General features: G+C 59.5%; 22 protein-coding genes, 5 tRNA genes, 2 pseudogenes, 1 riboswitch and 1 other annotated feature. Of the genes and pseudogenes, 10 read left to right on the top strand and 19 right to left on the bottom strand.

What is annotated here, in order from left to right; translation table 11 throughout:
* Positions 1-158 precede the first annotated feature (158 nt).
* From ACE4YL_RS08175 to ACE4YL_RS08135, 9 genes are all read right to left on the bottom strand, one after another.
* Positions 159-1,829 (bottom strand): formate--tetrahydrofolate ligase, encoded by a 1,671-nt coding sequence (locus tag ACE4YL_RS08175; RefSeq protein WP_461360377.1) that lies wholly within the window; start codon positions 1,827-1,829, stop codon positions 159-161.
* Positions 1,830-1,878: 49 nt separating this feature from the next.
* A complete protein-coding gene (gene lpdA / locus ACE4YL_RS08170; RefSeq protein ID WP_461357819.1) occupies positions 1,879-3,240 on the bottom strand; it encodes a dihydrolipoyl dehydrogenase in 1,362 nt (453 codons plus the stop codon).
* Positions 3,241-3,256: 16 nt separating this feature from the next.
* Positions 3,257-3,907, bottom strand: coding sequence for a redox-sensing transcriptional repressor Rex (locus ACE4YL_RS08165; protein ID WP_461357820.1), 651 nt, complete (start codon positions 3,905-3,907; stop codon positions 3,257-3,259).
* A 22-nt stretch (positions 3,908-3,929) separates the two neighbouring features.
* Positions 3,930-4,409: a 23S rRNA (pseudouridine(1915)-N(3))-methyltransferase RlmH gene (rlmH, locus tag ACE4YL_RS08160; RefSeq protein ID WP_461357821.1), complete on the bottom strand. Its 480-nt coding sequence runs from the start codon at positions 4,407-4,409 to the stop codon at positions 3,930-3,932.
* 12 nt (positions 4,410-4,421) lie between these two features.
* Positions 4,422-4,589, bottom strand: a complete 168-nt coding sequence (locus tag ACE4YL_RS08155; protein WP_461357822.1) for a CxxH/CxxC protein — start codon at positions 4,587-4,589, stop codon at positions 4,422-4,424.
* Between the two features lie 128 nt (positions 4,590-4,717).
* Entirely contained in the window at positions 4,718-5,785 is a 1,068-nt protein-coding gene (locus tag ACE4YL_RS08150; RefSeq protein ID WP_461360376.1) for a S1C family serine protease, read from the bottom strand.
* Between the two features lie 54 nt (positions 5,786-5,839).
* Positions 5,840-6,604, bottom strand: coding sequence for an ABC transporter ATP-binding protein (locus tag ACE4YL_RS08145; protein ID WP_461358646.1), 765 nt, complete (start codon positions 6,602-6,604; stop codon positions 5,840-5,842).
* The gene (locus ACE4YL_RS08140) at positions 6,597-7,628 is read right to left on the bottom strand and encodes a FecCD family ABC transporter permease (RefSeq protein WP_461360375.1); all 1,032 of its coding nucleotides are present in this window, start codon (positions 7,626-7,628) and stop codon (positions 6,597-6,599) included. Before ACE4YL_RS08140 ends, ACE4YL_RS08145 begins: the two co-directional genes overlap by 8 nt.
* Positions 7,625-8,440, bottom strand: coding sequence for an ABC transporter substrate-binding protein (locus tag ACE4YL_RS08135; protein WP_461358648.1), 816 nt, complete (start codon positions 8,438-8,440; stop codon positions 7,625-7,627). The genes ACE4YL_RS08140 and ACE4YL_RS08135 overlap by 4 nt, the downstream gene beginning before the upstream one ends.
* A 92-nt stretch (positions 8,441-8,532) precedes the next feature.
* Positions 8,533-8,734, bottom strand: a riboswitch (cobalamin riboswitch).
* Positions 8,735-8,823: 89 nt separating this feature from the next.
* Here ACE4YL_RS08135 and ACE4YL_RS08130 point away from each other — a divergent pair.
* On the top strand, positions 8,824-9,441 hold the full coding sequence (locus ACE4YL_RS08130) for a hypothetical protein (protein WP_461358649.1): 618 nt from the start codon (positions 8,824-8,826) through the stop codon (positions 9,439-9,441).
* Here ACE4YL_RS08130 and folD read toward each other — a convergent pair.
* Entirely contained in the window at positions 9,431-10,273 is an 843-nt protein-coding gene (folD, locus tag ACE4YL_RS08125) for a bifunctional methylenetetrahydrofolate dehydrogenase/methenyltetrahydrofolate cyclohydrolase FolD (protein WP_461358650.1), read from the bottom strand. The genes ACE4YL_RS08130 and folD overlap by 11 nt on opposite strands.
* Before the next feature lie 124 nt (positions 10,274-10,397).
* Positions 10,398-10,472 (bottom strand) — tRNA-Arg (locus tag ACE4YL_RS08120).
* A 189-nt stretch (positions 10,473-10,661) separates the two neighbouring features.
* On the opposite strand from ACE4YL_RS08120, the gene ahpC reads away from it, so the two are divergent.
* From ahpC to ACE4YL_RS08105, 3 genes and pseudogenes are all read left to right on the top strand, one after another.
* Positions 10,662-11,225: an alkyl hydroperoxide reductase subunit C gene (ahpC, locus tag ACE4YL_RS08115; protein ID WP_461358651.1), complete on the top strand. Its 564-nt coding sequence runs from the start codon at positions 10,662-10,664 to the stop codon at positions 11,223-11,225.
* 135 nt (positions 11,226-11,360) lie between these two features.
* Positions 11,361-13,879, top strand: a pseudogene (locus ACE4YL_RS08110) (heavy metal translocating P-type ATPase).
* Entirely contained in the window at positions 13,876-14,139 is a 264-nt protein-coding gene (locus ACE4YL_RS08105) for a metal-sensing transcriptional repressor (RefSeq protein ID WP_461358652.1), read from the top strand. The pseudogene ACE4YL_RS08110 and the gene ACE4YL_RS08105 overlap by 4 nt, the downstream one beginning before the upstream one ends.
* Here the strand turns inward: ACE4YL_RS08105 and ACE4YL_RS08100 are convergent.
* Together ACE4YL_RS08100 and ACE4YL_RS08095 are read right to left on the bottom strand one after the other, a co-directional pair.
* Positions 14,128-14,313 carry a hypothetical protein gene (locus ACE4YL_RS08100; RefSeq protein WP_461358653.1) on the bottom strand — a complete coding sequence of 62 codons (186 nt, stop codon included), beginning with the start codon at positions 14,311-14,313 and terminating at the stop codon, positions 14,128-14,130. The two genes, ACE4YL_RS08105 and ACE4YL_RS08100, sit on opposite strands and share 12 nt — an antisense overlap.
* 12 nt (positions 14,314-14,325) lie before the next feature.
* Positions 14,326-15,921 (bottom strand): hypothetical protein, encoded by a 1,596-nt coding sequence (locus ACE4YL_RS08095; RefSeq protein ID WP_461358654.1) that lies wholly within the window; start codon positions 15,919-15,921, stop codon positions 14,326-14,328.
* Between the two features lie 82 nt (positions 15,922-16,003).
* Between ACE4YL_RS08095 and ACE4YL_RS08090 the strand changes: the two genes are divergently transcribed.
* The 3 genes from ACE4YL_RS08090 (at position 16,004) to ACE4YL_RS08080 (ending at position 16,723) form a co-directional block, all read left to right on the top strand.
* Positions 16,004-16,078 (top strand) — tRNA-Gly (locus ACE4YL_RS08090).
* A 7-nt stretch (positions 16,079-16,085) separates the two neighbouring features.
* Positions 16,086-16,161, top strand: a tRNA-Thr gene (locus ACE4YL_RS08085).
* Between the two features lie 76 nt (positions 16,162-16,237).
* Positions 16,238-16,723: a GNAT family N-acetyltransferase gene (locus tag ACE4YL_RS08080; RefSeq protein ID WP_461358655.1), complete on the top strand. Its 486-nt coding sequence runs from the start codon at positions 16,238-16,240 to the stop codon at positions 16,721-16,723.
* A gap of 66 nt (positions 16,724-16,789) precedes the next feature.
* Here ACE4YL_RS08080 and ACE4YL_RS08075 read toward each other — a convergent pair whose 3' ends face one another.
* The 6 genes from ACE4YL_RS08075 to metG all read right to left on the bottom strand — a co-directional run bounded on the left by ACE4YL_RS08075 (position 16,790) and on the right by metG (position 21,894).
* Entirely contained in the window at positions 16,790-17,602 is an 813-nt protein-coding gene (locus tag ACE4YL_RS08075) for an FMN-binding protein (RefSeq protein ID WP_461358656.1), read from the bottom strand.
* Positions 17,603-17,694: 92 nt separating this feature from the next.
* Positions 17,695-17,770 (bottom strand) — tRNA-Glu (locus ACE4YL_RS08070).
* Positions 17,771-17,774: 4 nt separating this feature from the next.
* Positions 17,775-17,850, bottom strand: a tRNA-Lys gene (locus ACE4YL_RS08065).
* A gap of 60 nt (positions 17,851-17,910) precedes the next feature.
* Positions 17,911-19,179: an adenylosuccinate synthase gene (locus ACE4YL_RS08060; protein ID WP_461358657.1), complete on the bottom strand. Its 1,269-nt coding sequence runs from the start codon at positions 19,177-19,179 to the stop codon at positions 17,911-17,913.
* Positions 19,176-19,961, bottom strand: coding sequence for a TatD family hydrolase (locus tag ACE4YL_RS08055; protein WP_461358658.1), 786 nt, complete (start codon positions 19,959-19,961; stop codon positions 19,176-19,178). The genes ACE4YL_RS08060 and ACE4YL_RS08055 overlap by 4 nt, the downstream gene beginning before the upstream one ends.
* Position 19,962: 1 nt before the next feature.
* Complete coding sequence (gene metG / locus ACE4YL_RS08050; protein WP_461358659.1) at positions 19,963-21,894, bottom strand: methionine--tRNA ligase; 1,932 nt, start codon at positions 21,892-21,894, stop codon at positions 19,963-19,965.
* A gap of 42 nt (positions 21,895-21,936) precedes the next feature.
* Positions 21,937-22,167, bottom strand: a binding site (T-box leader).
* A gap of 110 nt (positions 22,168-22,277) precedes the next feature.
* On the opposite strand from metG, the gene ACE4YL_RS08045 reads away from it, so the two are divergent.
* From ACE4YL_RS08045 to ACE4YL_RS08035, 3 genes and pseudogenes are all read left to right on the top strand, one after another.
* Complete coding sequence (locus tag ACE4YL_RS08045; protein WP_461358660.1) at positions 22,278-23,474, top strand: MFS transporter; 1,197 nt, start codon at positions 22,278-22,280, stop codon at positions 23,472-23,474.
* 37 nt (positions 23,475-23,511) lie between these two features.
* Complete coding sequence (gene comA, locus ACE4YL_RS08040) at positions 23,512-24,333, top strand: phosphosulfolactate synthase (protein WP_461358661.1); 822 nt, start codon at positions 23,512-23,514, stop codon at positions 24,331-24,333.
* An 84-nt stretch (positions 24,334-24,417) separates the two neighbouring features.
* Positions 24,418-24,502 (top strand): annotated as a pseudogene (locus ACE4YL_RS08035) (AbrB/MazE/SpoVT family DNA-binding domain-containing protein); the annotation flags it as partial.

Raw genomic sequence — 24,502 nt, 5'->3', positions numbered from 1 at the left:
TCATCTCAGTGCCCTCCCTAACTAAAGAAACTCCCCCATAGGAATTCCTATAGGGGAAAAAACCGGCTGTGCAGAGCTGCACTACCATTCTCCGTTAGTATATCACTTGTCCGTGTAATGTACAACCACTTTTTAGCCCCGCCCAGCAGAGCTCAGCCCTAGAACAGGCCTGTAATCCGGCCTTCCGCGTCGATGTCCACATTCTCCGCGGCGGGCTTGGCGGGTAGACCTGGCATGGTCATGATATCACCTGCTAAGCACACCAAAAAGCCAGCTCCCAGCGACGGGCGGACATCGGTGATGGTCAGCTTCCAGCCCTTGGGCACTCCCTTGAGCTTGGGATTATCCGAGATGGAGTGCTGCGTCTTAGCCACGCACACCGGCAGCTCTCCATAGCCCAGCTTGGTGAGATCCCGGATGGACCGCTCAGCCTTGGGCGTGTAGACCACATCATCCGCCCCGTAGATCTCCTTAGCCAGAATTTCCAGCTTGGACTTAATGGGCAGCTTCCAGTCGTAGAGGGGCTCAAACTGGGCCGGTTCACTCTCCAGAACCTCCAGTACTGTTTTAGCCAGTTCCTCGCCGCCTGCTCCGCCCTTGGCCACCACTTGGGAAATGGCGCTGCGCACACCCAGCTCCGCACAGTGCTGGCGCACCAGCTCCAGCTCCTCAGGTGTATCCGTGGGGAACTGGTTGATGGCCACGACGATGGGCAGGCCGAACTTCTTGAGATTTTCCACATGCTTGTCGAGATTGGCCAAGCCCTTGCGCAGAGCCTCCAAATTGGTCACCTGCACCTCTTCTTTGGGCACTCCGCCGTGCATGTTCAAGGCCCGCACCGAAACCACCAGCACCGCCACGTCGGGCTTCAGGCCGGAATAGCCGTGGACGATGTCGAAGAACTTCTCGGCACCTAAGTCAGAGGCAAAACCGCCCTCGGTCACAACGTAGTCGGCCAGCTTCAAAGCCAGGCGGGTGGCGATGATGCTGTTGTTGCCGTGGGCGATGTTGGCAAAGGGTCCGCCGTGGATGAACACCGGCTGGCCTTCCAGGGTCTGCACTAAGTTGGGCTTGATGGCATCCTTCATGATCACGGCGATGGCGCCTTCCGCCTTCAGGTCCCGGGCGTAAACGGGCTTGCGATCGTAGGTATAGGCCACCAGCATCCGGCCAACCCGCTCCTTGAGATCCTGGAGATCGCTGGCCAGGCACAAAATGGCCATGATTTCCGAAGCTACCGAAATGTCAAAGCCGGCTTCCCGCACATAGCCATCGCCCAGGCCGCCCAGGCCGATCACGATATTCCGCAGCTGCCTGTCGTTGATGTCCAGGACCCTGCGGAGCACAATGCGCTTGGGATCGATGTTCAAGGCATTGCCCTGGGCAATGTGATTGTCCAGCATGGCCGCGAGCAGGTTGTGGGCTGTGGTCACCGCATGGATATCCCCGGTAAAGTGGAGGTTGATATCTTCCATGGGCACAACTTGGGAATAACCGCCGCCGGCGGCGCCGCCCTTAATCCCGAAGGTGGGACCCAAAGATGGTTCCCGGATGCAGGCCGCCACGTTTTTGCCCAATCTCCCCAGGGCCTGGGTGAGTCCGATGGTGGTCACCGTCTTACCCTCACCTGCGGGGGTGGCGGTGATCGCGGTTGTGTAGATCAGCTTCCCGCTAGGTTTGTCTTTCAGCCGATCATAGACCGCATTGCTCACCTTGGCTTTGTACTTCCCGTACAGCTCAATATCGTCTTCCGACAGAGAAAGCTTCGCCGCAATTTCGGTAATGGGGCGCAGCTTGGCCTGTTGGGCAATTTCAATGTCACTTAGCATCGCTCTTCCTCCTCAACATCTATATTTCCTATCCTGGCATCGCCTTGGCCTACAGCGAGTGCAGTCCGCAGCCCAGGGCGGAAAGTACCGCCTCCTTTATGGACTCGGAAACGGTGGGATGGGGGTAGATCACCTGGGCCCAATCCTGGAGGGTGAGTCCCTGTTCCAGGGCCAGCGCCGCTCCGGCGATCAGTTCGGTGGCCTGGGGACCGATGATGTGCACGCCCAGTACCCTCCCCCCGGGCTCGGCCACGAACTTGACAAAACCAGAGTCTTCCCGCGCGATCACAGCTTTGCCGTTGCCCTTCAGGGAGTACTTAGCCGTGATCACTTCGCCGCCGCGCCGGCGCGCCTCCTCTTCCGTTAGACCCACCGAGGCGATCTCCGGTTTGGTGTACACGCAGGCGGGCACGAACCACTCCTGCCTGGCGGGCTGTCCGTACATGTTGTGCACAGCCGCCCAGCCTTCCTCAAAGGCCAGATGGGCCAGCTGCACTCCGCCGATAACGTCTCCGGCGGCATAGACATGGGGCACCGATGTCTGGAAGCGCTCGTTAACCCGCACATAGCCCCGGGCATCCAGCTCCCCGGGGAAACCTTCAGGCAGTACCGGCCGGCGGCCCACGCAGACCAAAACGAGATCCGCGGCAAGCTCGACGCTGCGACCTTTCTGCTCAATGGTAACTTGAGCTCCCTGGCCCCGTTCCACCCCAAGGACCTTCGCTTCTGTCAGCACCTTGATCCGGCGCTTTTTGAACTCACGGGTAAGAGCCCTGCTGATCTCCACATCCTCCATGGGCAGGATGCGATCCTGCAGCTCCACCACGGTAACTTCCACTCCGTAGGAAGCGAAAACAGTGGCAAACTCGCAGCCAATCACCCCGCCCCCCACAATCACCAGAGATTCCGGTAACGCAGGGCGGTCCAGGAGCTGATCGCTGTTCACCACAACCTGGCCGTCCGCCTCCAGGCCGGGCAGTTCCAGGGGTTCGGTCCCCGTGGCCACCAGCACATGGTCGGCCTGGAAGACATCCTCCCCCACCTGCACTTCTCCCGAGGGCAGGAAGCGCGCCTGGCCTGCCAGCACCCTGATCCGCCGCTTGTCCAAGAGAAACTCCAGGCCCTTGACTAGGCCTTGGACGATCTGGTCTTTGTTTTTGATCACCTGACCGTAATCCAGGCCCTTGACCTCCAGCTCCACGCCGTGGAGGCCCGCGGAACTCAACCCCGCGTAGAAGTGGGCACTCTCCAAGAGGGCCTTAGTGGGTATACAGCCGCGATTCAGGCAGGTTCCGCCGAGCCTTTGACGCTCGGCAATCACCACGTTTTTCCCCAAGTGGCTGGCGCGAATAGCCGCGGCATAGCCGGCCGGGCCTCCTCCCATAACAAGTAGATCAATCCGTTCTGTCAATCCCGTGCCTCCTCACCTAGTTCGCTGGTTTGGGAACGTAGTATGCAAGGCGCTGCAGCTCCAGGGACAGATCCACGCTGGCGACCTGCACCGTGTCGGGAGCCATGAGCTTCACCGGCGCATAGTTGAGGAGGCAGTTCACCCCCGCCCGGATAAAGCGGTTGGCCACATCCTGGGCTGCATCCGCGGGCACCGCCAGCACCGCGATCCTGATCTGCTCCTCTGCCACTTTCCGGGGAATCTCTTCCAGGGAGGAGATGGGGATCCCTTCCACCGAGGTTCCCACCTTAGCTGGATCACTGTCAAAAAGGGCTGCTAGACGCAGGTTAAAGCTGTCGTTGTCGGCATAGCGCTTGAGATGATAGCGGACCAGCGCTTCGCCGAGGCTGCCCACTCCAGCCAGGGCCACCGCCATCTCCTGTTCCAGATTGAGAATTTTCCTCAGTTCGTTGCGTAAAAAGCCGACCTCATACCCCACACCTTGCTTACCAAACTCGCCAAACCAGGCCAGATCCTTGCGCACCAGGGCCGGGCCCACCCCCGCTTTCACGCCCAGTTCCTGCGAGGAGATCAAAGTCACATCCTGCTCGTTGGCCAGCTCATCCAGGACACGGAGATAGAGCGGCAGGCGTCTAATGACCGCATCAGAAATCTTGTTCCAGCGCATGGACACACCTCCTTTTGTCAGTTCATTTGTGGTACCTTTCCTTATTAATTATGGTAAACGCCCGGTAGACCTGTTCCAATAGGATCAAACGCATAAGCTGGTGCGGGAAGGTGAACTTGGAAAAGGAGAGCACCAGGTCTGCCCGCTGCAGGACCTGCTCGTCTAGACCCCAGGAGCCTCCGATCACAAACACCAGCTGATTGGTGCCGCCCAGGGCCACCCGCTGAAACTCCTCCGCCAGCTCCTCGGAGGAGAGGGCCCGTCCACCCCGATCCAGTACCACCACAAAGCTTCTCGGCTTGAGCTCCTTGAGGATCCGTTCCCCTTCCCGGCGGAGGATCTCCTGGATCTCCTTGTCGCTCAGGGGCTCGGTAAAGCTCTCTTCCTTGACCTCCAGGATCTCCAGACGCCCGTAGCGGCCCATGCGCTTTTTGTACTCTTCTATGCCCTGGACCAAGTACTGCTCCTTAAGCTTGCCTACCGCGACAATCTGAACATGCACCGACCTACCCCCCTAAACCACCAAGTACTTGGGAGGACGATCACAAAAAGTGCAGCGTGTAGGCGCTGTCCAGTCAGTTAAGGAGACCTCCTCCAGTTCGTAGAGATCCGGGGGCATTTCGTATACATCCACGAACTCATCGATGGCTTGTTCCAAATGCTCGCTGCACACTACATACATAATTTGACTCCCTTGCCAGAAAATGCATAAGCCGTATAAGTATCATAACACACAACCAGGCGAAAAAAAAGAAGCAGACTGAGCCCAAGTCCGCTTGTTCCCAGCGGCAGACATTCAGCTGCTCTTTCCTATAACGTAACTTCCACCTGCTGCCGGCTGGCCCCCCGGTAGAAGGCCAGTTGGAGCTTTCCGCCGAATCCCCCTTGCTGGACTGCATCCCTCAGCTCCCGCATGCCGGCGATCTCCTGGCCGTTCACCGCGGTGATCACATCCCCCTGGGCCAAACCAGCGGCCTCTGCCGGGGTGTCCGGCAGCACCCTGGTGATAAAGGCGCCCCGCTCCACGGCCAGCTCCATACCGGTCTGCTCCCGGATGCTCTGGGCCAGGGCGGGTGTCAGAGAACCCCCCAGCACTCCCAGGCGCAGGGGTCTGCCGTGGGAGATGATCTGATCGCCGATGGCTTTGGCTGTGGAAGAGGGGATGGCAAAACCGATGCCCTGGGCCTGTTCAATGATGGCTGTGGTCACGCCGATCACCTGGCCCCGGTAGTCGATGAGCGGTCCCCCGGAATTGCCCGGGTTGATGGCCGCATCCGTTTGAATCATCCCTTCCAGGTAACGGTTTTCCCTGGGGTCCACCAAAAGGTCCCGATTCAGGGCGCTCACCACCCCCGTTGTCACCGTGTTATCCTGCCCCAGGGGGTTGCCGATGGCGATCACGCCCTGCCCCACCCGCAGTTCATTGGAATCGCCGAAGGAGGCCACAGGCAGTCCCTGGGCTTCCACCTTCACCACCGCCAGATCAGTGAGGGGATCTCCCCCCACCACCGTGCCGGTAAAGGAACGGCCGTCCGCCAGCTGTACCCGAATCTGTTCAGCACCTGCCACCACATGGTGGTTGGTGAGGATATATCCATCTTCCCTGTAGATTACCCCAGACCCGATACCCTGCCTCCGCTCCAGCTGCTGGAAGAAGAACTGATCCACCAAGACTTCCCTAGTGGTTTCGATCTTCACCGTGCTGGGGCCCACCTGCTGCACCACCTGCACCACAGGTTCTTCCCAGCTGCCTTTGGGCTCCTCAGATTCCACCTCAGGTTCACTTAAGGGCATCTCCGGCGGGGAAAAAACGGACCAGAGGAGCAAACCAGCCAGTACCAGCAGGGCCGCGGCCATCACGGCGCGCCATTTCACCATCCCTCATCCTCCTTTGCTGCTCCCTGCTGGTAGTATAACCGCGCAGCTTCCCTTTTATGGTGCGATAATCGGCCGCCCGGTGAGGGGATGGCGAAGGGTGGGCACCTCCACGCGGAACACCTGAGCAATCAGCTCGGGGGTGAACACTTCCCCAGGCTGACCCTCCTGGACCAGCCTCCCTTGATCCAGTACAAAGATGTGATCGCAGAAGCTGGCCGCCAGGTTCAAATCGTGGAGCACCGCCACCACCGTAACCCCCTGCCGGCTCCTCTCCTTAAGCAGGCGGCAGGTGCTGATCTGGTGCTCCAGGTCCAGATGGTTGGTGGGCTCATCCAGGAGCAACACCTTGGTTTCCTGGGCGAAGGCCCGGGCCAAGGTGACCCGCTGCCTTTCCCCTCCGCTGAGGTCGCTCACCAGGCGCCCCGCCAGCTGGGCCACGCCGGTGATTTCCATACTGGCCTGGGCGATGCGCCGATCCCGCGCGCTGGGTGCTCCCCAGCGGGAGTAAAAGGGTGTGCGCCCCAAAAGTACCATTTCTTCCACGGTGAAGGGGAAATAGTAAGAGGTTTGGGGAATGAGGGCGATCTCCCTGGCCAGCTGCGCCAGGCTGTAGCTGCGCAGATCCCGGCCGTTGAGGTAGACCACACCCTGTTGGGGCCGGATGTAGCCGTCCATGAGTTTCAGCAGGGTGGATTTTCCCGCTCCGTTGGGGCCCACCACGCCGTAAAACCGTCCAGACTCCAGGCTGAGGGTGAGGGCGCGCACCACCGGCTCTTCTGAATAGGCGTAGGTGACCTCTGCTAAATGCAGCTTAGCCATGGAAATCCGAACCTCTTTTCAACAGGTAGATGAAAAAGGGGCCGCCTACGAAGGCGGTGATAATCCCCACCGGAATCTCCAAGGGCGAAAAGACAGTGCGCGCCAAGGTATCAGCCAAGAGCAAGAAGACAGCGCCGGCCCAGAGGGAATGGAAAACCAGCCTCCGGTGCTCCGCACCCACGATCAAACGGAGGGCATGGGGTACCATCAGACCCACAAAGCCGATTACACCCGAGACCGCCACGCAGGCCGCGGCCATGAGGGAACCGATGAGCAGCACTAAGCGCTGCACCCTCTGCACATCGATGCCCAGGCTGTGGGCGGCCTCCTCCCCCAGAAGGTACACGTTCAAGTCCTTGGCCAGCCACAGGGCCAAAGCCAAACCGAGGAATACATAGGGAGCGGCCATGGACACATGGCTCCAGGTCCGCCCCGAGAGGCTGCCCATGAGCCACAGGTACACATCCTGCAGGTTTTCGATGCGCAGGACCATGAGCAGCGAGACCACCGCGGTGAGAAAAGCCCCAAGGGCCACGCCGGCCAAAAGGAGACTCGTGGGCTCCAGCCTGCCCCGGCGCTGCCCCAGGCGGGACACGGCCAGGGTAGCCAATACCGCTCCGGCGAAGGCAAAGAGGGGCAGAAAGCCATACCCCACAATCCCCCGGGGAATCACCAAGAGCAGCCCCACGGCGGCGCCCAGGGAGGCCCCCGCGGAAACGCCGATGACGTAAGGGTCAGCCAGGGGGTTGCGCAGGCTTCCCTGGAACAAAACCCCCGCCACGCTCAAGCCCCCGCCCACAACCAGGGCCAAAAGCACCCGGGGCAGCCTCACCCGCAGTACGATCACTTCGTGGGCAGGGGACCAACCAGGCTCGATCAGCTCCCCCAGGCCGGGCAGCCGCGCCGCCAAAATCCCCAGCACATGGGCGAGGGGGATGTTCACGGAGCCCAAGGCGGTGGCCACCACCGCCGCGGTGAAGAGCAGAAACAGAGCGCCTCCTACGCGGCGCAGCACCCTCCTCATGGCCGGGTCTCATCCAAAATGGCGATGAGTTCAGCTAAGGCATCCAAGATGCGGGGAGTAGACCGGGAGTAGATGTCGGGGTTCACTTCGTAGACATGGCCATTCTTGAAGGCGCTGGTGGCCTGCCAGGCGGGCCTGCTGAGGGCTTCCTCCAGGTTGTAGCTGGTGAGGATCACCACCTGCGGATCCCTTTCAATGACCAGCTCCTCGCTGAACACAGGCCAGGGGTTATCCGCATCCCCCGCGATGTTTTCTCCTCCGGCCAGCTCCACCAGTTCATGCAGGAAACTGCCGGGGCCCGCGGTCATGAGGGGATCGTGCCAGATCTCAATCCACACCCGGGGCCTAAAGCTGCGCTCTATGCCCCCCACCAGTTCCTGAAGCCTTGCTTCCATGGCCCGGGCCAGTTCCTCCCCGCGCTGGGGAACGCCCACGACTGCCCCCAGCTCCACCAAAGAGGCCTCCACTTCAGCAATGGTGGAGGGTGCGATGACGAAAGTGGGAATGCCTAAGCTTTCCAGTGTTTCCAGGTGGCCCTGGACCAAGGTGGCATCGCCCACCACCAAGTCAGGTTCCAGGCTGAGCAGCACTTCCAGGTTGAGATTGAGGGCATCCCCCACCACCGTCCGGGATTGGGCCTCCTCGGGATAGGTGCACCAACTGGTCACCCCCACGACCCGTTCACCAACGCCCAGGGCAAAGAGGTTTTCAGTGATACTGGGCGCAAGAGATACGATGCGCTGGGGAGCAGCCGCGGCTGCCATGGTGAGGCTGAACACCAGGACCAAGGCTAAGGCCAAACTCTTTCTCATTGCTCATCTCTCCTCAAGAAAAGAATAACACCCTAGGACACCGTCGCTAGGGAGAACAAAAAACGGTACCCTCCTTTCCGCGAAAGATGGTCCTCCAAGCTTCCGAATTGGCAGGTCTCCTGGCTCCCAGATCATCGCGCATCCATTCCTTCCCCACATGAGTGAGTGGATTCTATGGACCGCTCCCTGTATACAGTGGCGGGACCGCGTGGTTTCTCGTTGCCGAGCCCAACTTCCCTATTCTCCGCCTGGCCGCCTGGGCGGCAGCGCGGCACCAATCCGGGTATGAAATTATCCTATCGTTTTTAGTATACTACGCGCCCGGTCAATATCCTCCCCCGCCTTGGGACATACTAGCAAGGCCAAAGGAAAGGGGTCAGATCTTGAGCTACCGGGACTATCTAGAGGAACAGAAAAAGTACATCCGCACCAAAAAAGAGGCGCTGGAAGCCAAGCGGGAGAAGGAAAAAAACCCGCGCCCGCCCAAATACGATCCGCCTCCGGCCTCCAGCCACCCGCTGCTCATCGCCGCGGTCTTGGCCCTGGCGCTTCTGCCCCTGGTTTTTCTCCCCTTTTGGGCCGCCCAGGTGATGGTGGCACCGCCGCCCCCGGGGGAGCTGACCCTGTGGATCCACAGCAGCGCTGCGGAGTTCGCAGCGCTGCAAAACTGGCTGGAGCCTGAGCTGCGGGCCAACGGCTTAACCTGGAGAGTAGAGCATGCCAGCTCCAAAGAGGAGCTGCTGCAGGCCTGGCGCAGCCGCCTGGTGGACCTGGCTGTGGTGGAAGAAGAACTGGCCGCTGAGCTCCACGGGGCCCTGGCCTTGGCTCCCCTCTGGGACAAGTTGGAAGGACCCACCTGGGAAAACTGCTTTGCTCCCTTTTGGGAAGCGCAACCCTTCCGCAAGACCTTCGGCTGGGTGATCCCCGCCCAGGGGAGGATCCCCCAGGCCCGGCACCTGGTTACGGTGATGCGGCAATTCGCCCAGCCCTTTAGCCCCTAGCCGCCGCCTCCACCGTGGCCTTAAGCAGCATGGCGATGGTCATGGGGCCCACGCCTCCCGGCACGGGAGTAATGGCTCCGGCCACTTCTTTCACTTCCTCGAAATCCACATCTCCCACGAGTTTGCCATCCACCCTGTTGATGCCCACATCGATAACCACTGCCCCCGGTTTCACCCAGTCCTTTTTCACGAGTTGGGGCCGCCCCACAGCCGCGATCAGGATATCCGCCCGGCGGGCTTCAGCGGCCACATCGGCCGTGCGGGAATGGCAGATGGTCACCGTGGCATTCTCCTTGAGGAACAGGAAAGCCGCGGGTTTACCCACGATGTTGCTGCGCCCGATGACCACCACGTGCTTACCGGCAATGGGCACCCCTGTGCGCTTTACCAGTTCCAACACGCCCGCCGGGGTGCAGGGCACAACACCCCCTGTGCCGATGTACATCTTACCAACATTTAGGGGGTGGAAGCCATCCACATCCTTTTCTGGGGAGATGGCGTTGATCACCGCTTCTTCGTCCAGGTGCCCGGGCAGGGGCAGCTGCACCAAAATGCCGTGCACCTTCTCGTCGTTGTTCAAATCCTCAATCAAACCCAGAAGCTCCACCTGGGTAGTCTCCTCCGCCAGGCGGTGTACAGTGGAGCTGATCCCCACTTCTTCACAGGCCCGCTGTTTGTTGCGGACATACACCTTGGAGGCGGGGTTGTCGCCCACCAGAATCACATGCAGTCCCGGGGTTTTGCCCTGGGCAGTGAGTTCCGCTACTTTACGGGCCAGCTCCGCCCGGATCTCCTGGGCAATGCCTTTACCATCGATGATCTTGGCTGTCATCTCAGTCCTCCCTTTCACACCTTAGTCTGCAGGGCCGCTGCCCTATTACTTGGACAGCTGCCTGGTAATTCCTGCCCAAACAAAAAAGCTCCCCGGGACGGAGAGCAGTTGTTGGCAAAAGATATGGCGCGCCTAGCAGGACTCGAACCTGCGCACCCGGCTCCGGAGGCCGGTGCTCTATCCTCTGAGCTATAGGCGCACCTTATGACGAAACAATTATATCAGCTGCCGGGGGAAAAATCAAGAACAGCCTTGCGTAAAATGCCTGGGGGCTGGAAGCCGAGCAGAGTCCCACATAAAATGGGCGGAACAGTCTTGACAGCGGCCCAGAACCCAGTATAATAAATGCTAACGATACTCATTACCATACTATTCAAGGGGGATCTGCATGTCTTTAATCGGCAAAGAAATCACCGACTTTAAGGTCAAGGCCTTTCACAACGGGGAGTTCAAAGACGTAAGTAAAGAAGATGTCTTGGGCCACTGGTCCGTCTTCGTCTTTTACCCCGCTGACTTCACCTTTGTCTGCCCCACTGAACTGAGCGACTTGGCAGACCTTTACGAAGAGTTCCAGAAGAACGGCACCGAAATCTACTCCGTGTCCACCGACAGCCATTTTGTGCACAAGGCTTGGTATGATGCTTCCGATACCATCAAGCGGGTCAAATATCCCATGCTGGCCGACCCCACAGGCCAACTGTGCCGGGACTTCGGAGTCTACATCGAAGATGAAGGTATGGCTCTGCGGGGCAGCTTCATCATCAATCCCCAAGGCAGAATTGTCTCCTACGAGATCAACGATAACAGCATCGGCCGGGACGCCGCGGAGCTCCTGCGCAAAGTGCAGGCTGCCCAGTATGTGGCGGAGCACGGCGATCAAGTCTGCCCGGCGAAGTGGCGCCCAGGGGCAAAGACCCTGCGGCCCGGCATTGAACTGGTGGGCAGACTCTAAAGGACACTCCACCACAGAGGAGCAGTGCACACTGCTTCTCTGTTTTTTTGCGTGAGCGACCTTGACAGTGCACACCCTAATCCTGTACACTGAACTCAACGACACCCCCCGGGGGTGTAGTGGGGAGTGAACGAGATGAAGAAAGAGAAATATACAGTAACCGGAATGACCTGCGCCGCCTGCTCAGCCGCGGTGGAAAGGGCCGTGGGCAAGGTGGAAGGGGTAAGCTCCGTGACCGTAAATCTTCTGTCCAACAGCATGGTGGTGGAATACGATGAAAACCTGCTGGAACCAAGCCAGATTGTTACCGCAGTAAGCGATGCGGGCTACTTGGCGGCGCCGGCTTCCGCTGCCGGGGAGAAAACCCAGGCCCGGGCGGCAGGCGGTATCGAAGATGAAATCGCCCAGCTGAAAACACGGGTGGTCATCTCCTTGGTGTTCATGGTTCTTTTGATGTACGTAGCCATGGGCCCCATGGTGGGCCTGCCCCTTCCCTCTTTTCTCTTAGGCCTGGAAAACGCCGCAACCATGGCCCTGGTGCAGCTTCTGCTGACACTGCCCGTGCTGTATGTGAACCGCGCCTACTTCCAGATGGGGCTGAAAACCCTCTGTCGGAGGAGCCCCAACATGGATTCCCTCATTGCCATCGGCTCTGGAGCGGCTGTGGCCTACGGCATCTTCGCCCTCTTCCGCATCAGCTATGGGCTGGGCCACGGAGAGTGGGCAGTGGTGGCTAGATACAGCCACGATCTGTACTTCGAATCAGCCACCATGATCTTGACGCTGATCACTTTAGGTAAGTTCCTGGAGGCCCGCTCCAAGGGCCGCACCAGCGATGCCATCGCCCGGCTGATGGACCTGGCCCCCAAAACGGCCACGGTAATCCGCGGCGGCGCCGAAGTGGAAGTTCCCGTGGCGGATCTGGTCGTGGGAGATATCATCGTGATCCGCCCGGGGCAGAGCATACCCGTGGATGGCATCATCGTGGAAGGCAGTTCCGCCATCGATGAGTCCGCCATCACTGGTGAGAGCATACCGGTGGCCAAAACCGTGGGCGATCAGGTGATTTCCGCCACCTTGAACAAGGCGGGCTCCTTCAAGTTCCAAGCCACGCGCATTGGCGATGACACCACCTTGGCCCAGATCATCCGCCTGGTGGAAGAGGCCGGGGCCTCCAAGGCTCCCATCGCCAAACTTGCGGATAAAATCAGCGCTGTTTTCGTGCCCGTGGTGATCGCCATCGCCCTTGTATCCTTTGTTATCTGGCTGCTTTTGGGCTACCCCTTTGAGTTCGCCCTCACCACCGCCGTGGCGGTGCTGGTCATCTCCTGCCCCTGCGCCTTGGGACTGGCCACCCCGGTGGCCATCATGGTGGGCACGGGCCAGGGCGCCCTCCACGGGATTTTGATCAAGTCGGCGGAGGCACTGGAAACCGCCCACAGTGTGGACACGGTGGTCCTGGACAAAACGGGAACGATCACCGCGGGCACACCCCAGGTTACGGATGTGATCCCTGCTCCGGGACTGACCCCAGAGGAGCTTCTGCAAATCGGCGCCTCCCTGGAAAAGCCCTCTGAACATCCCTTGGCGGAAGCCATCGTGGCGGAAGCGAACCGAGCTGGCCTTGAACTTGCGCCGGTGGAAGAGTTTTTGGCCGTACCCGGCAGGGGCATCCAGGCCCGCCTGGGCGGACAGACCTATCTGGCGGGCAATCTCGCCTTTATGCAGGAACAAGGGGTGAACCTGGGTGAATTCGAGGCCAAGGCGGATGAGCTGGCGGAACAGGGCAAGACCCCCATGTACTTCGCGGATACACGGCGCATCTTGGGCCTCATTGCCGCCGCTGACCTGGTTAAGCCCTCCAGCCCTGGGGCCATCGCGGAGCTGCAGCAGCTGGGGGTGGATGTGGTCATGCTCACCGGGGATAACAGACGCACAGCCGAGGCCATCCGCAAGGAGCTGGGACTGCGCTTGGTGCGCGCCGAAGTGCTGCCGGAAGATAAAGAGCGGGAAATCCACAGCCTGCAGGAGCAGGGCAAAAAGGTGGCCATGGTGGGTGACGGTGTGAACGACGCCCCCGCCTTGGCCCGGGCCGATGTGGGCATCGCCATCGGGGCCGGTACCGACGTGGCCCTGGAGTCAGCCGATATTGTCCTGGTGAAAAACGATCTGCGGGATGTGGTTACCGCCATCAAGCTGAGCAAAGCCACCCTGCGCAACATCAAGCAAAACCTGTTCTGGGCCTTTTTCTACAACAGTTTAGGCATCCCCTTGGCTGCTGGGCTCTTCTACCCCCTCTTCGGCTGGAGGCTGAGCCCCATGTACGCGGCCGCGGCCATGAGCTTGAGTTCCATCTTTGTGGTGACCAACGCCCTGCGCTTGAGGAAGTTTAAGCCAAATTAAGACATGGGAGTGTGTTGCAGATGAAAAAAGTCGTGGAGATCAAAGGTATGAGCTGTGAGCACTGTCAAAACCGGGTGGAAAAGGCCCTCAATGCCCTGCCGGGAATCACCGCCGAAGTCAGCTTCAAGAAGGGGCAGGCCGTGCTCACCGTGGCTGGGAGCTGGGACGAGCAGGCGGTCAGAAACGCCGTCACCGATGCGGGCTATGAGGTTGTGGCCATCCGGGACAAGAAGGGGCTTTTCGGCCGATGAGAAGCGATAGCGAAAAAATAACCCGGCTGCTCAAGACAGCCAGGGGCCAGTTAGATGGGCTTTTGCGCATGGTGGAAGAGGACCGCTACTGCGTGGACATTTCCAATCAAATCCTGGCCACCCAAGCCATTTTGCGCACGGTCAACACCCAGATCCTCCAGGATCACATCAACACCTGCGTGCGGGAAGCCATGCACACAGATGATGTCGATGCCAAGATCGGGGAAATCATGGCCATCATCGAGAAGTTAGCGAAATAGCGGGAGGGCCAAGAGCAGCAGAAGGAAGGCACATTCGCCCCAGATGACGAGGGCCGGAATTTCCGTCTTAAAGGGAAAACCGGCCAGGGCGAAGCTGGCTAAAACCAACGCCATGCTCCCCCCAAGGGCCAAGACTGCTCCGGCTAAAGCCTTCCAACCAGGTTTGATTCGCATCGACAAGCCTCCCTACAGCAAAATGTTCTGGGGAATGAGCGCGGCAAACTGGAATAGAACCATCCAGATCACCAAGGCAGCCATGGTAAACAGGAACCCCCTCTGCCTGACCCTATGCAAGAGCAGCCAGGTCCCCAGGGTGGCTGTGGCCACACAGAGCAGGTGGTGCAGAGGTCCAAAGAACTGGGGATGGGTTGCGGGAATAAAGGGCAGGCGGCGCAGCACCACAAGCAGAGCGGCCGAGAGGGCCACCTGATACCAGATGGGCTGCCTGCGGTAGCGCTCCACCTTCTGGAGCAGGCTGTACAAACCCGCGGCTAGAAGGATTACCCCCAAATTTGCTGCGGTGTACACCATGCTCAACATGAGCGTGCTGAGGAAGAGAAAACCCACATGGTACCAGGGTGCTTCTTCATCGATGCCCATCTGGCGCCACAGGGAGAGGGCTTTGGGGAACTGGTTGTTGATCCCCACAACCTCATAGCCCCCCTCTGGGCTGGCATGGAGCCAGAAGACATAGCGGTACTGCCCGTCGGCAAAGGCCTCGGGACGAAAGGCACCCCGGCGCCCCACGGTGAGATTGATGGGCTCCTCGCCCGGGGGCAGATAGTGAATCTCCACGCCGTAGGCTCCCGGGCTCTGCCAAACCAGCTCAGGCCGGTCGGTTCCCTGGACAAAGCGGGGTTTGCTGCCTGGGGCGAGAACCTGGGGCGGGGATACCTCCCCCTCAGCGCTGATGCTGGCATGGTAGATGTGCAGGCGGCTGGAGCCCCGGGGCAGGGCCGCCCAAGCTAGGTGCACCTCCTCGCCGAAGGCGGCCAGGGCAATTAGGCCCCCCTGCTGGATGTCCTGGACAGACCCTTCACCAACGCGCCGAGGGGTGGTCCACCCCTCCTCCGTCCGCCGGCTGTATCTGATTTCTACGCCGGCAGGCCCCGTTTCCATCCAGGCCAGGTGCACAGTGCCTCTGGAATCCACCACAAGACTGGGCCGCACGGAGAGCTCCTCCGTATCGGTGACCGTTTCCACCGCGGCGATCTCCCCATCCTGGATGCGGGTGTAGCGGATCTGGAAAAACCGATCCCGCTGCGACCAGGCTAGATGGGTCGTTTCCCCGGCCTGATCTGCCGCGAGGTCTTGGATGGTGCTGGGCGCGCTCAAAACTGTAAGCACACCTTCAGGTGCGTAGGGTACGCCGAAGCTGGTGTGCTGGATGCTGCTCCCTTGGGGCCCGTGCTCCAACCAAAGTACATGGCGCCGGCCGCCCTCCCCCAGCCCTAAAAAGATGCTGTCCAGCTCCACCTGGGAGCGCAGCACCACTTCCTCGAGGATTGCACCGGCGTAAACCCGGCGGTAAGTGAGGTTCGTTTCTTTAAAATAAGTTCCATCCGCGCTGAGAAAGCTCGTGCCCTGAGCATCGTGGGTAACAAAAAAGCGGTCGGTAAATATACTAGTGGTGAAGAGGGGGGTTACCTCCGACCATCCTTCCGGCCAGATGTCGATGTAATCCCGGGCCAGGATCGGTGAGGGCAAAAGCAGGGTCAAAAGGAACACGAGATGGAAAATGCGCTTTTTCACCAGGATAACCACACCTTTCTGCGCTGCCAATACTTCGCCTGCGGATGAGCATTTTCCTTCAATACCCCCCTTGATTTCCCGGCTAGTTTTGCCTATAATTAAAAGCGAAAAGGCGGATGTAGCTCAATGGTAGAGCATCGGCTTCCCAAGCCGAGGGTTGCGAGTTCGATCCTCGTCATCCGCTCCATTTTTATGCTGGCGTAGCTCAGCCGGTAGAGCAATTGATTCGTAATCAATAGGTCGGGGGTTCGAGTCCCCCCGCCAGCTCCATCACCTGAAAACGTGCTATACTCAAGGGGAATGGGTATAGCTTTTTTCTATCCTGCTGCTCAGGGAAGGGATGCCGATGGTCACCCTCAGGGAAATCTCCGTGGACAACTTTGAGGAATGCCTGAGCCTAAGCGTGGCTGAGGACCAGAAGAAGCACATTGCGTCCAATGCCTACAGCTTAGCGGAAGCCTATGCCTTAAGCAGGGAAGGCCGGGATGTACCGCTACCCTATGCCATCTACGCCCATGGGCAGATGGTAGGCTTTGTGCTCACCATTTTCCAGCCCCCTGATGAACAGGACCCCGAAGACGACGAGACCGTGTTTTACCTGGCACGGATGATGATCGATCGCAGATACCAAGGACGCGGCTATGGACGCCAGGCCATGCTGCAGCTTCTGGAGATCATGAAGGCGTTTCAAGATGGCAGAGCCGAGGCCGTGGTCCTTTCCTGCAGCCCAGATAACATCGCAGCCCGCAAGTTCTACACATCCCTGGGATTTGTGGACAGCGGGGAGCTCGATGGAGACGGAGACATCTACTACCGGTTGGAACTCAGATAAAAAGGTGCAGCTTCCTTTCTGAAGGCTGCACCTTTCTGTTTCTCTGGTGGTTTTCCCGTTCCCTTACTAACCTTCCGTTCCCGTCTGGGTTTGGGGCTGCATCCGATCCGGCGTTTCTTCCCCGCTGGCCTGCTGCAAGGCCTCACGGGCTGTTTCCTTAAAGCGCTCCCAGGTCTGGGTTGCCCCGGTGATCACCTCAACCTTTTCTGGATCCTGGGTTTCCAGAAGCTGCTCTTCATACTTGTCCTCAGATTCAGGTCCCAGGGGGTAAGGATAGTCTTCTCCCTTGGGATTACCTTCCCGATCCTTTTCGTCGTAGCGCACCTCGCTAATCTTTCCATCGGCAATCACCAGTTCAATCTCGCCGTAGTAGCCATAGTCGTCGAATTCGGTCCGGGCAGTGTAGGTACCATCCCGCCACTTCGTACCGCCAGTTTCCACTGGGGGCTGCGGGCGGGGCATGATGGCCGGCGGTCTGGACTGGTCTCCCTCTTCAGCCTTGCGGAGGGCTTCCTGGGCGGCTTCCACAAACCGATCCCGGGTCTGGGTAGCTCCGGAGATGGCTTCCACCTTGTCCGGGTCTTGGGAATCGATCAACCTCTGTTCGTAATCGTCGTGGGATTCGGGCCCCGCGGGATAGGGGTAGTTCTCGTCCTTACGCTGCCCTTCCTGATTCAACTCCTCGTAGTTAACCTCAGTTATTTTCCCGTCCTTGATAACTATCTCGATCTCTCCAAACCATCCCCGTTCGTCCGGATCCGATCTGGCCACATAGGTACCATCCTGCCAGTTGGTTCCGCTCTTGCGCTGGGCGTTTATGTAGATGGCCAAACCGAGAACGACCAAAAGCACAATAACTAAGCCTACAGTCCTATTCACACTTCGTCCCTCCTTTGCCAATAATATGAGTGAAAAGGAGGGTTCTTATGCAAAAAGAGTTCAGCCGCAGCTGAACTCTGACACTTTCAATTTGGCACCCCCAACCGGATTTGAACCGGTGTCTTCGCCGTGAGAGGGCGATGTCCTAGGCCGCTAGACGATGGGGGCATTCTGGTGAGCCATCCGCGACTCGAACGCGGGACACCCGGATTAAAAGTCCGGTGCTCTACCGACTGAGCTAATGGCTCACGGGATTACAGATAGTATGATAGCGCAGAACGGTAGGTTTGTCAAGGGCTCACCTTAGGCTACAGGAAAATGGTCTGATCCCGGCGGGGCCCCACCGAGACGATCTGTATGGGACAGCCCACCTGCTCCGCAATGAAGTCCAGATACTCCTGGGCCTTGCTGGGCAGCTCCTCACGGCTGCGCGCAGCGCCGGTGGCCCGCTGCCAGCCGGGGAGAGTGGCGTAGATGGGCCTGCAGTCCGTAAGCACATCCAGATCCGTGGGGAAATGCTCCAGGCGCTGGCCGCGGTAGTCGTAGGCCACGCAAACCTTGACCTCCTCCAGCACATCCAAAACGTCCAGCAGAGTCAAGGCCAGACCGGTGAGCCCGTTCACCCTGGCGGCATAGCGCACCATCACCGCATCAAACCAGCCGCAGCGCCGGGGCCGCCCGGTGGTGGTACCGTACTCCCTGCCCCGCTCGCGGATGAGGTCTCCCGTGGCATCGGTCAGTTCCGTGGGGAAAGGACCCTCACCCACCCGGGTGGTGTAGGCCTTGACCACGCCGATTACCTCATCGATCTGGTTCGGGCCCAAACCCGCACCGGGAGCCGCTCCGCCCGCGGTGGGATTGGAGGAGGTGACAAAGGGATAGGTCCCGTGATCAATGTCCAAAAGCGTACCCTGGGCCCCCTCTAGAAGGATCTTGCGGCCCTGCTGCCGCGCCTTCTGCAGGAGCAGAGAAGTGTCGGTGATCTGCGGCGCCAGGATGCGGCCGTACTCCAGGTATTCGCCTAAAAGTTCTTCCTTGCTGAAGCCAGGATGGCCGTACACCTTCTGCAGCAGGGGGTTCTTGAACGCCAGCGCCTGCTCCAGAAGCCTTGCCAAACGCTGGGGATTGGTCAGATCGAGCATCCTGATCCCGATACGCAGGTACTTATCGACGTAAGCGGGGCCAATTCCCCGGGCGGTGGTGCCGATTTTTACCGCGCGATGCGCTTCTTCCAGCTCATCCAGGACCCGGTGGTAAGGCATGATCACGTGGGCCCGTTCACTGATGTATAAGTTGGCGGTGGAAATGCCTGCGCTGCGCAGGGACTCCATTTCACCACACAGCACCTGGGGATCCACCACGACCCCATTGCCGATGATGCAGGTGGTCCCCGGCGAGAGGATGCCCGAGGGGATCAAGTGCAGTTTGTAGGTGCGTTCCCCCACCACCACCGTATGCCCCGCGTTATTGCCGCCCTGGTAGCGGACCACCACATCCGCCTGGGCCGCCAGCACATCGGTGATCTTCCCCTTACCTTCATCACCCCACTGGGTGCCAACTAAGGCAGTTACTGTCATCTTGTGTCCTCCTCACCCGGCATGCGGAAAAACTGTCTGGCGTTGGCCGCGGTTATCCGCACCACTTCCTCCACAGTCACCCCGTGAATCTCCGCCAGCTTCTCCGCGATTAGGCCTAAGTAAGCCGGCTCGTTGCGTTTCCCCCGATGGGGATGGGGGGTTAAATACGGGCAGTCCGTCTCCAAGAGAATCCGCTCCAAGGGTATCCCTGCCACCACCCCCCGCAGTCGGTTGGCATTTTGAAAGGTGATGGGCCCGCCAAAGGAGAAGTAGTGGCCCATCTCCACGTAAATCTTGGCCATCTCCAGGCTCCCTGAATAGCAGTGCAGCAGACAGGGCACCTGGGGAAATTCCCGAAGGATCTCCAGGGTATCCTGGGCTGCCTCCCGGGAATGGATCACCGCGGGCAGCTTCAGCTCATCCGCCAAGGCCAGCTGCTGCCGGAACACAGCCCGCTGCTCATCCCGGGGAGAGTTGTCGTAGTGGTAGTCCAACCCCGTTTCGCCGATGGCCAAAACCTTCCGGTGTCCCGCCAGTTCCCCCAGGGCCTGGTGGACCTCCCCATCCCACAGCTTGGCATCGTGGGGATGCAGGCCCACCACCGCCCAAAGCTCCTCAAAACGCTCCGCGAGCTCCACCGCCTCCCGGGAGGAAGGCAGATCGTAGCCCACATTGACCACGGCGGTAACCCCCGCCTGTCTGGCCCGCTCCACCACCTCAGATAGGTCCTGGGCAAAGCGGGGATCGTTGAGGTGCGCGTGGCTGTCGATCAAACCCTTCATCCTACTTCACCCTGCTTCCGGCGGGAATGGCCGCAGATACGCTGACCACTTCCAGCCTGCCATCGGGGGCCGTGGCAGCCAGGAGCATACCCTGGGACAGCTCGCCCCTTAGTTTGGCGGGCTTGAGGTTCTTGACCACGATGATCCGCCGGCCCACCAGCTCCTCAGGCTTGTAGTGCTGGGCGATACCGGCCACGATCTGCCGCTTTTCAGCGCCCACGTCCACCTGCAGCTTCAAAAGACGGTCGGCGCCTTTAACCGGGGCGGCCTCCAAGACTTCCGCCACCACCAGCTCACACTTCATGAAATCCTCAATACCGATGAGCACGCCTTCCGGCTGCGCAGGCTCTGCCTTCTCCACCTTCGGCTGCTTCGGCTGCTCCTTGGGGGCCTCTTCTTTTTCCACCTCGATCCGGGGGAAGATGGGGTCTCCCTTGCGGGTCTGGGTGCCAGGCTCCAACAGGCCCCAGGCCGTATCCGCCAGGCTTTTCTCCCCTATGCCCTCCAGGCCCAGCTGAGCCCAGATCTTGGCCCCAGTCTCCGGGATGAAAGATTTCACCAGAAGGGCCACGATGCGCAAAGTCTCCAGGAGGTTGTACATTACAGTGCCCAGCTCATCTTTGTTTTCTTGCTTGGCCAGATTCCAGGGTGCCCGTTCATCTACGTATTTATTGGCCTTGCCCACCAGTCTCCAAATGCTGGCCAGGGCCTCGTTGATCTTGAGCTCCTTCACCAAGCTGTCCACTTTAGGGCCCAGGCTCCGGGCGTAATCTATGAGATCCTGATCCACGGCATTGGGTGCCGCCGCGGGCTGGGGAACAACCCCGGCGAAGTAGCGGTTGAGCATGGACAGGGTACGGTTGAGCAGGTTGCCCAGGTCATTGGCCAAATCCGCGTTGGTCCGCTCAATGAGGGCCCGGCGGGAGAAGTTCCCGTCCTGCCCGAAGGAGATTTCCCGCAAGAGGAAATAGCGGATGGGATCCACGCCAAACTCCTCAATGAGCAGCATGGGATCCACCACATTCCCCTTGGATTTGGACATCTTCTCGCTGTCAAAGAGCAGCCAGCCGTGGCCGAACACGGTCTTGGGCAGGGGCAGATCCAGCGCCATGAGCATGATGGGCCAGACTATAGTGTGGAAGCGCATGATCTCCTTGCCCACCAGGTGCAGATCTGCAGGCCACCATTTCTCCAGCTTCTCGTTGGGTTCTGGATAGCCGAGGGCGGTGAGGTAGTTGGTGAGGGCGTCGAACCACACGTAGATGACATGGCCCTCCGCCATGGGCACGGGAATCCCCCAGTTGAAAGTGGTGCGGGAAACGCACAGATCCTCCAGGCCGCTCTTGATGAAGTTCACCATCTCGTTGCGCCTGGTCTCGGGCTGGATGAACTCGGGGTGCTCCTCGATGTACTGGAGCAGCCGATCCGCGTACTTGGAAAGGCGGAAGAAATAGCTTTCCTCCTGCACCAGCTCCACAGGGCGGCCGCAGTCGGGGCAGTTGCCCTCCACCAGCCTGTTTTCCAGCCAGAAGGTCTCGCAGGGAGTGCAGTACCAGCCTTCGTAGGCACTCTTGTAGATGTCGCCCTTTGCGTAGATCTTCTGGAAGACCGCCTGAACGGCCCGGTGATGCCGCTCGTCGGTGGTGCGGATAAAGTCGTCGTATTCCACGTTCAGCTTGGCCCAGAGCTCCTTAAACGAGGCCACAATCACATCCACATACTCTTTGGGCGTGACCCCCTTGGCCTCCGCAGCCCGCTGAATCTTCTGCCCGTGCTCATCGGAGCCGGTGACAAAATACACGTCCCGTCCCGCGAAGCGATGCCAGCGGGCTAAGGAATCGGCCACTGTGGTGGTATAGGCATGGCCGATGTGCAGATTGTCGCTGGGGTAGTAAATGGGAGTTGTTACGTAAAAACGTTCCTTGGCTGTCACGGTTCCATCCTCCTCACCCTAAAATCAAAAAGCCCTCAATCCCCTCGGGACGAGAGCTCCTGCTCACGTGGTACCACCCAATTTCGCCGCAGGGCGCGCCGTGGCGCCAGCGGCCTCGTTGCGGTGCGATATCGGGACCTCCCGGTGAGCCTACTGCTAGTTCAGCCCACTGCTCCTGGATCATCTTCAGTTTAGGCCTTCTCATCAGGTTCGCAGCACCCCTGACTCTCTGGGGAGAACTCCTAAACCTACTCTTCCATTCATGGCGTTAACCTATGCAGCTATTGCAATCTTAGCGATTATCCCAAGCTTTGTCAAGTGTAGAAGGCTTTGACTCCAATCATACTAAAAGCAAAGCAAGGCGGAAAGAAAGGCGGAAGGCCTTGAAAAAGAAAACTGCACTGCAATTTGCCGTTTTGTGTGGAGTTCCCTTCGTCATGGTTTTGGGGAACTCCATGCTGATCCCCGTCCTGCCCCAGATGAAAAAGGCCATGGCCCTCAGCCAATTCCAGGTAGGACTCATCGTTACCTTCTTTTCCATTCCTGCCGGCATTCTCATACCCCTGGCGGGGTTTTTATCTGACCGCTGCGGTCGCAAGCCGATCATGGTCCCCGCCCTTTTTGTGTACGGCTTGGGGGGGCTGATCTGCGGCTTCGCGGCCTTAACCCTGCGCCAGCCCTACTACCTGCTGCTGTTGGGCCGCGTGGTGCAGGGCGCGGGGGCCGGCGGAACCTATCAGCTGGCCATGGCCCTCACAGGGGATACCTTCCAAAGCAGCGAACGCACCAAGGCCTTGGGGCTTTTGGAGGCGGCCAACGGCCTGGGGAAGGTACTCAGCCCCATTTTAGGCTCACTCATTGCCCTGATCTCCTGGTACGCCCCGTTTTTTGCCTACGGCCTTTTGGCCTTCCCCGTGGGGCTGGGGGTCTGGTTTTTGGTACCGGAAAAGCAGCAAAAGCTTTCCAAGGACAGCTTCAGCGCCTACTGGCGCAAAGTGCAAGAGGTGTTCCGGGACCAGGCAGTGCACCTCCTCGCCTGCTACTTCGTAGGTATGGTGGCGCTCTTCCTCCTTTTTGGCGTGCTGAGCTATGTATCGGACATCTTAGAATCCACCTACCACATCTTCGGCCTGACCAAAGGATTTGTCCTGGCGGTGCCGGTTTTCTCCATGGCCGTAACCTCCTACTTGAGCGGGCTCTTCCTCAGCAACAAGCAGTCTCTGTGGAAGCCCGTCATCGTCGGAGCCATGTTCGCGGTGGCCCTCAGCTTAGGACTCTTGCCCCTCTTCAGGAAGCTTTTCCCCTACATGTTGGTCCTCTTCTTTTTGGGCCTCGGCATCGGCATAGTCCTGCCCCCCATCAACTCCCTGATCACCGGAGCCACCAGCGCAGATCGCCGGGGCATCATCACCTGCCTCTATGGAACCGTGCGCTTTTTCGGGGTGGCCATCGGTCCGCCCACCTTCGGGCTGGCCATGGAACTTGGGCCCTGGGCCATGTTCCTGGGGAGCGCGGCCCTGGCAGTCCTGGCGGCCCTCACTGCACTTTTTGCCATCACACCGCCGGCGGTAAGTGAATAGACTGCACAGTAGGACGAATTTCCTAGGAGGGACCGTTATGGCTACGGCTGTGAGCAGAGGTGCATGGCATTCCGTAGTGGAACTGCCGGAAACGCGGCGGCTAGTCAAACCCCGGACCAGCGGGATTACCATGGTCATCGACAAGGGCTTGGGCCTGAGGGAAACGCTTGATCTTATGGAGATGGCTGCGGACCACATTGACTTCCTCAAGATCGCCTTTGGCAGTTCCGCTCTCTACCCCTCAAAGCTGATGCGGGAGAAGATCGCCCTGGCCAAAGAGTACAACATCGAGGTGTACCCCGGGGGCACGCTCTTTGAAATTGCGGTCTTCCAAAAATGCACTAAGGAGTTCTTTCACAGGGCGCGGGAGCTGGGCTTCACCTACGTGGAAGTGTCCGAAGGAACCATCGACCTAACGCCGGAGGAGCGCAGGAAGTACATCACGATGGCCAGGGAAGAAGGCTTTGGAGTGCTCGCGGAGATCGGGAAAAAGGATCCGACGGTGAAGATCGATCCGGCCCGGGCCGTGGACCAAATCTTCGCCGACCTGGCCCACGGAGCCTACAAGGTGATCATAGAAGGGCGGGACTCGGGCCAAGGGGTGGGCATCTACGATGAGCGGGGCAAAATCAACGAAACGCTGCTCCAGGCCCTGGTGGAAGGGGTGCGGGATCACAGCCACCTGATCATTGAGGCGCCCCAAACCAGCCAGCACAACTACCTCCTGGTGCGCCTAGGTCCCAACGTCAACTTGGGCAACGTCCAGCCCCACGATGTTCTGACCCTGGAGTCAACCAGGGTTGGCCTGCGGGGAGATACCCTCCGGGAGTGCTTGAAGAACGCCCCAAAATCGTATTGACAAAAATTGACGTCTCCTTCCAAAACAGGTATAATGAAATGTGCCAAAAAAAGTTTTTTTATGATCGAGGTGAGGAGGGAGATCATGAAGTCCACAGGCATTATCCGCAAAGTTGATGACCTTGGTCGTATCGTGTTACCGATAGAGCTCAGACGCAGCTTGGGCATTG

Source organism: Candidatus Darwinibacter acetoxidans, from assembly GCF_041936445.1.
Taxonomy (GTDB): domain Bacteria; phylum Bacillota; class Limnochordia; order Darwinibacteriales; family Darwinibacteriaceae; genus DTU010.
This window is presented reverse-complemented; position numbering and strand designations above follow the sequence as displayed.

Excerpts from the sequence above, each read along its gene's own strand:
- ACE4YL_RS08175 (WP_461360377.1), bottom strand. The coding sequence starts at position 1,829 with ATGCTAAGTGACATTGAAATTGCCCAACAGGCCAAGCTGCGCCCCATT.
- ACE4YL_RS08165 (WP_461357820.1), bottom strand. The coding sequence starts at position 3,907 with ATGCGCTGGAACAAGATTTCTGATGCGGTCATTAGACGCCTGCCGCTC.
- ACE4YL_RS08155 (WP_461357822.1), bottom strand. The coding sequence starts at position 4,589 with ATGTATGTAGTGTGCAGCGAGCATTTGGAACAAGCCATCGATGAGTTC.
- ACE4YL_RS08150 (WP_461360376.1), bottom strand. The coding sequence starts at position 5,785 with ATGGTGAAATGGCGCGCCGTGATGGCCGCGGCCCTGCTGGTACTGGCT.
- ACE4YL_RS08145 (WP_461358646.1), bottom strand. The coding sequence starts at position 6,604 with ATGGCTAAGCTGCATTTAGCAGAGGTCACCTACGCCTATTCAGAAGAG.
- ACE4YL_RS08140 (WP_461360375.1), bottom strand. The coding sequence starts at position 7,628 with ATGAGGAGGGTGCTGCGCCGCGTAGGAGGCGCTCTGTTTCTGCTCTTC.
- ACE4YL_RS08135 (WP_461358648.1), bottom strand. The coding sequence starts at position 8,440 with ATGAGAAAGAGTTTGGCCTTAGCCTTGGTCCTGGTGTTCAGCCTCACC.
- folD (WP_461358650.1), bottom strand. The coding sequence starts at position 10,273 with ATGACAGCCAAGATCATCGATGGTAAAGGCATTGCCCAGGAGATCCGG.
- ahpC (WP_461358651.1), top strand. The coding sequence starts at position 10,662 with ATGTCTTTAATCGGCAAAGAAATCACCGACTTTAAGGTCAAGGCCTTT.
- ACE4YL_RS08105 (WP_461358652.1), top strand. The coding sequence starts at position 13,876 with ATGAGAAGCGATAGCGAAAAAATAACCCGGCTGCTCAAGACAGCCAGG.
- ACE4YL_RS08100 (WP_461358653.1), bottom strand. The coding sequence starts at position 14,313 with ATGCGAATCAAACCTGGTTGGAAGGCTTTAGCCGGAGCAGTCTTGGCC.
- ACE4YL_RS08080 (WP_461358655.1), top strand. The coding sequence starts at position 16,238 with ATGGTCACCCTCAGGGAAATCTCCGTGGACAACTTTGAGGAATGCCTG.
- ACE4YL_RS08060 (WP_461358657.1), bottom strand. The coding sequence starts at position 19,179 with ATGACAGTAACTGCCTTAGTTGGCACCCAGTGGGGTGATGAAGGTAAG.
- ACE4YL_RS08055 (WP_461358658.1), bottom strand. The coding sequence starts at position 19,961 with ATGAAGGGTTTGATCGACAGCCACGCGCACCTCAACGATCCCCGCTTT.
- comA (WP_461358661.1), top strand. The coding sequence starts at position 23,512 with ATGGCTACGGCTGTGAGCAGAGGTGCATGGCATTCCGTAGTGGAACTG.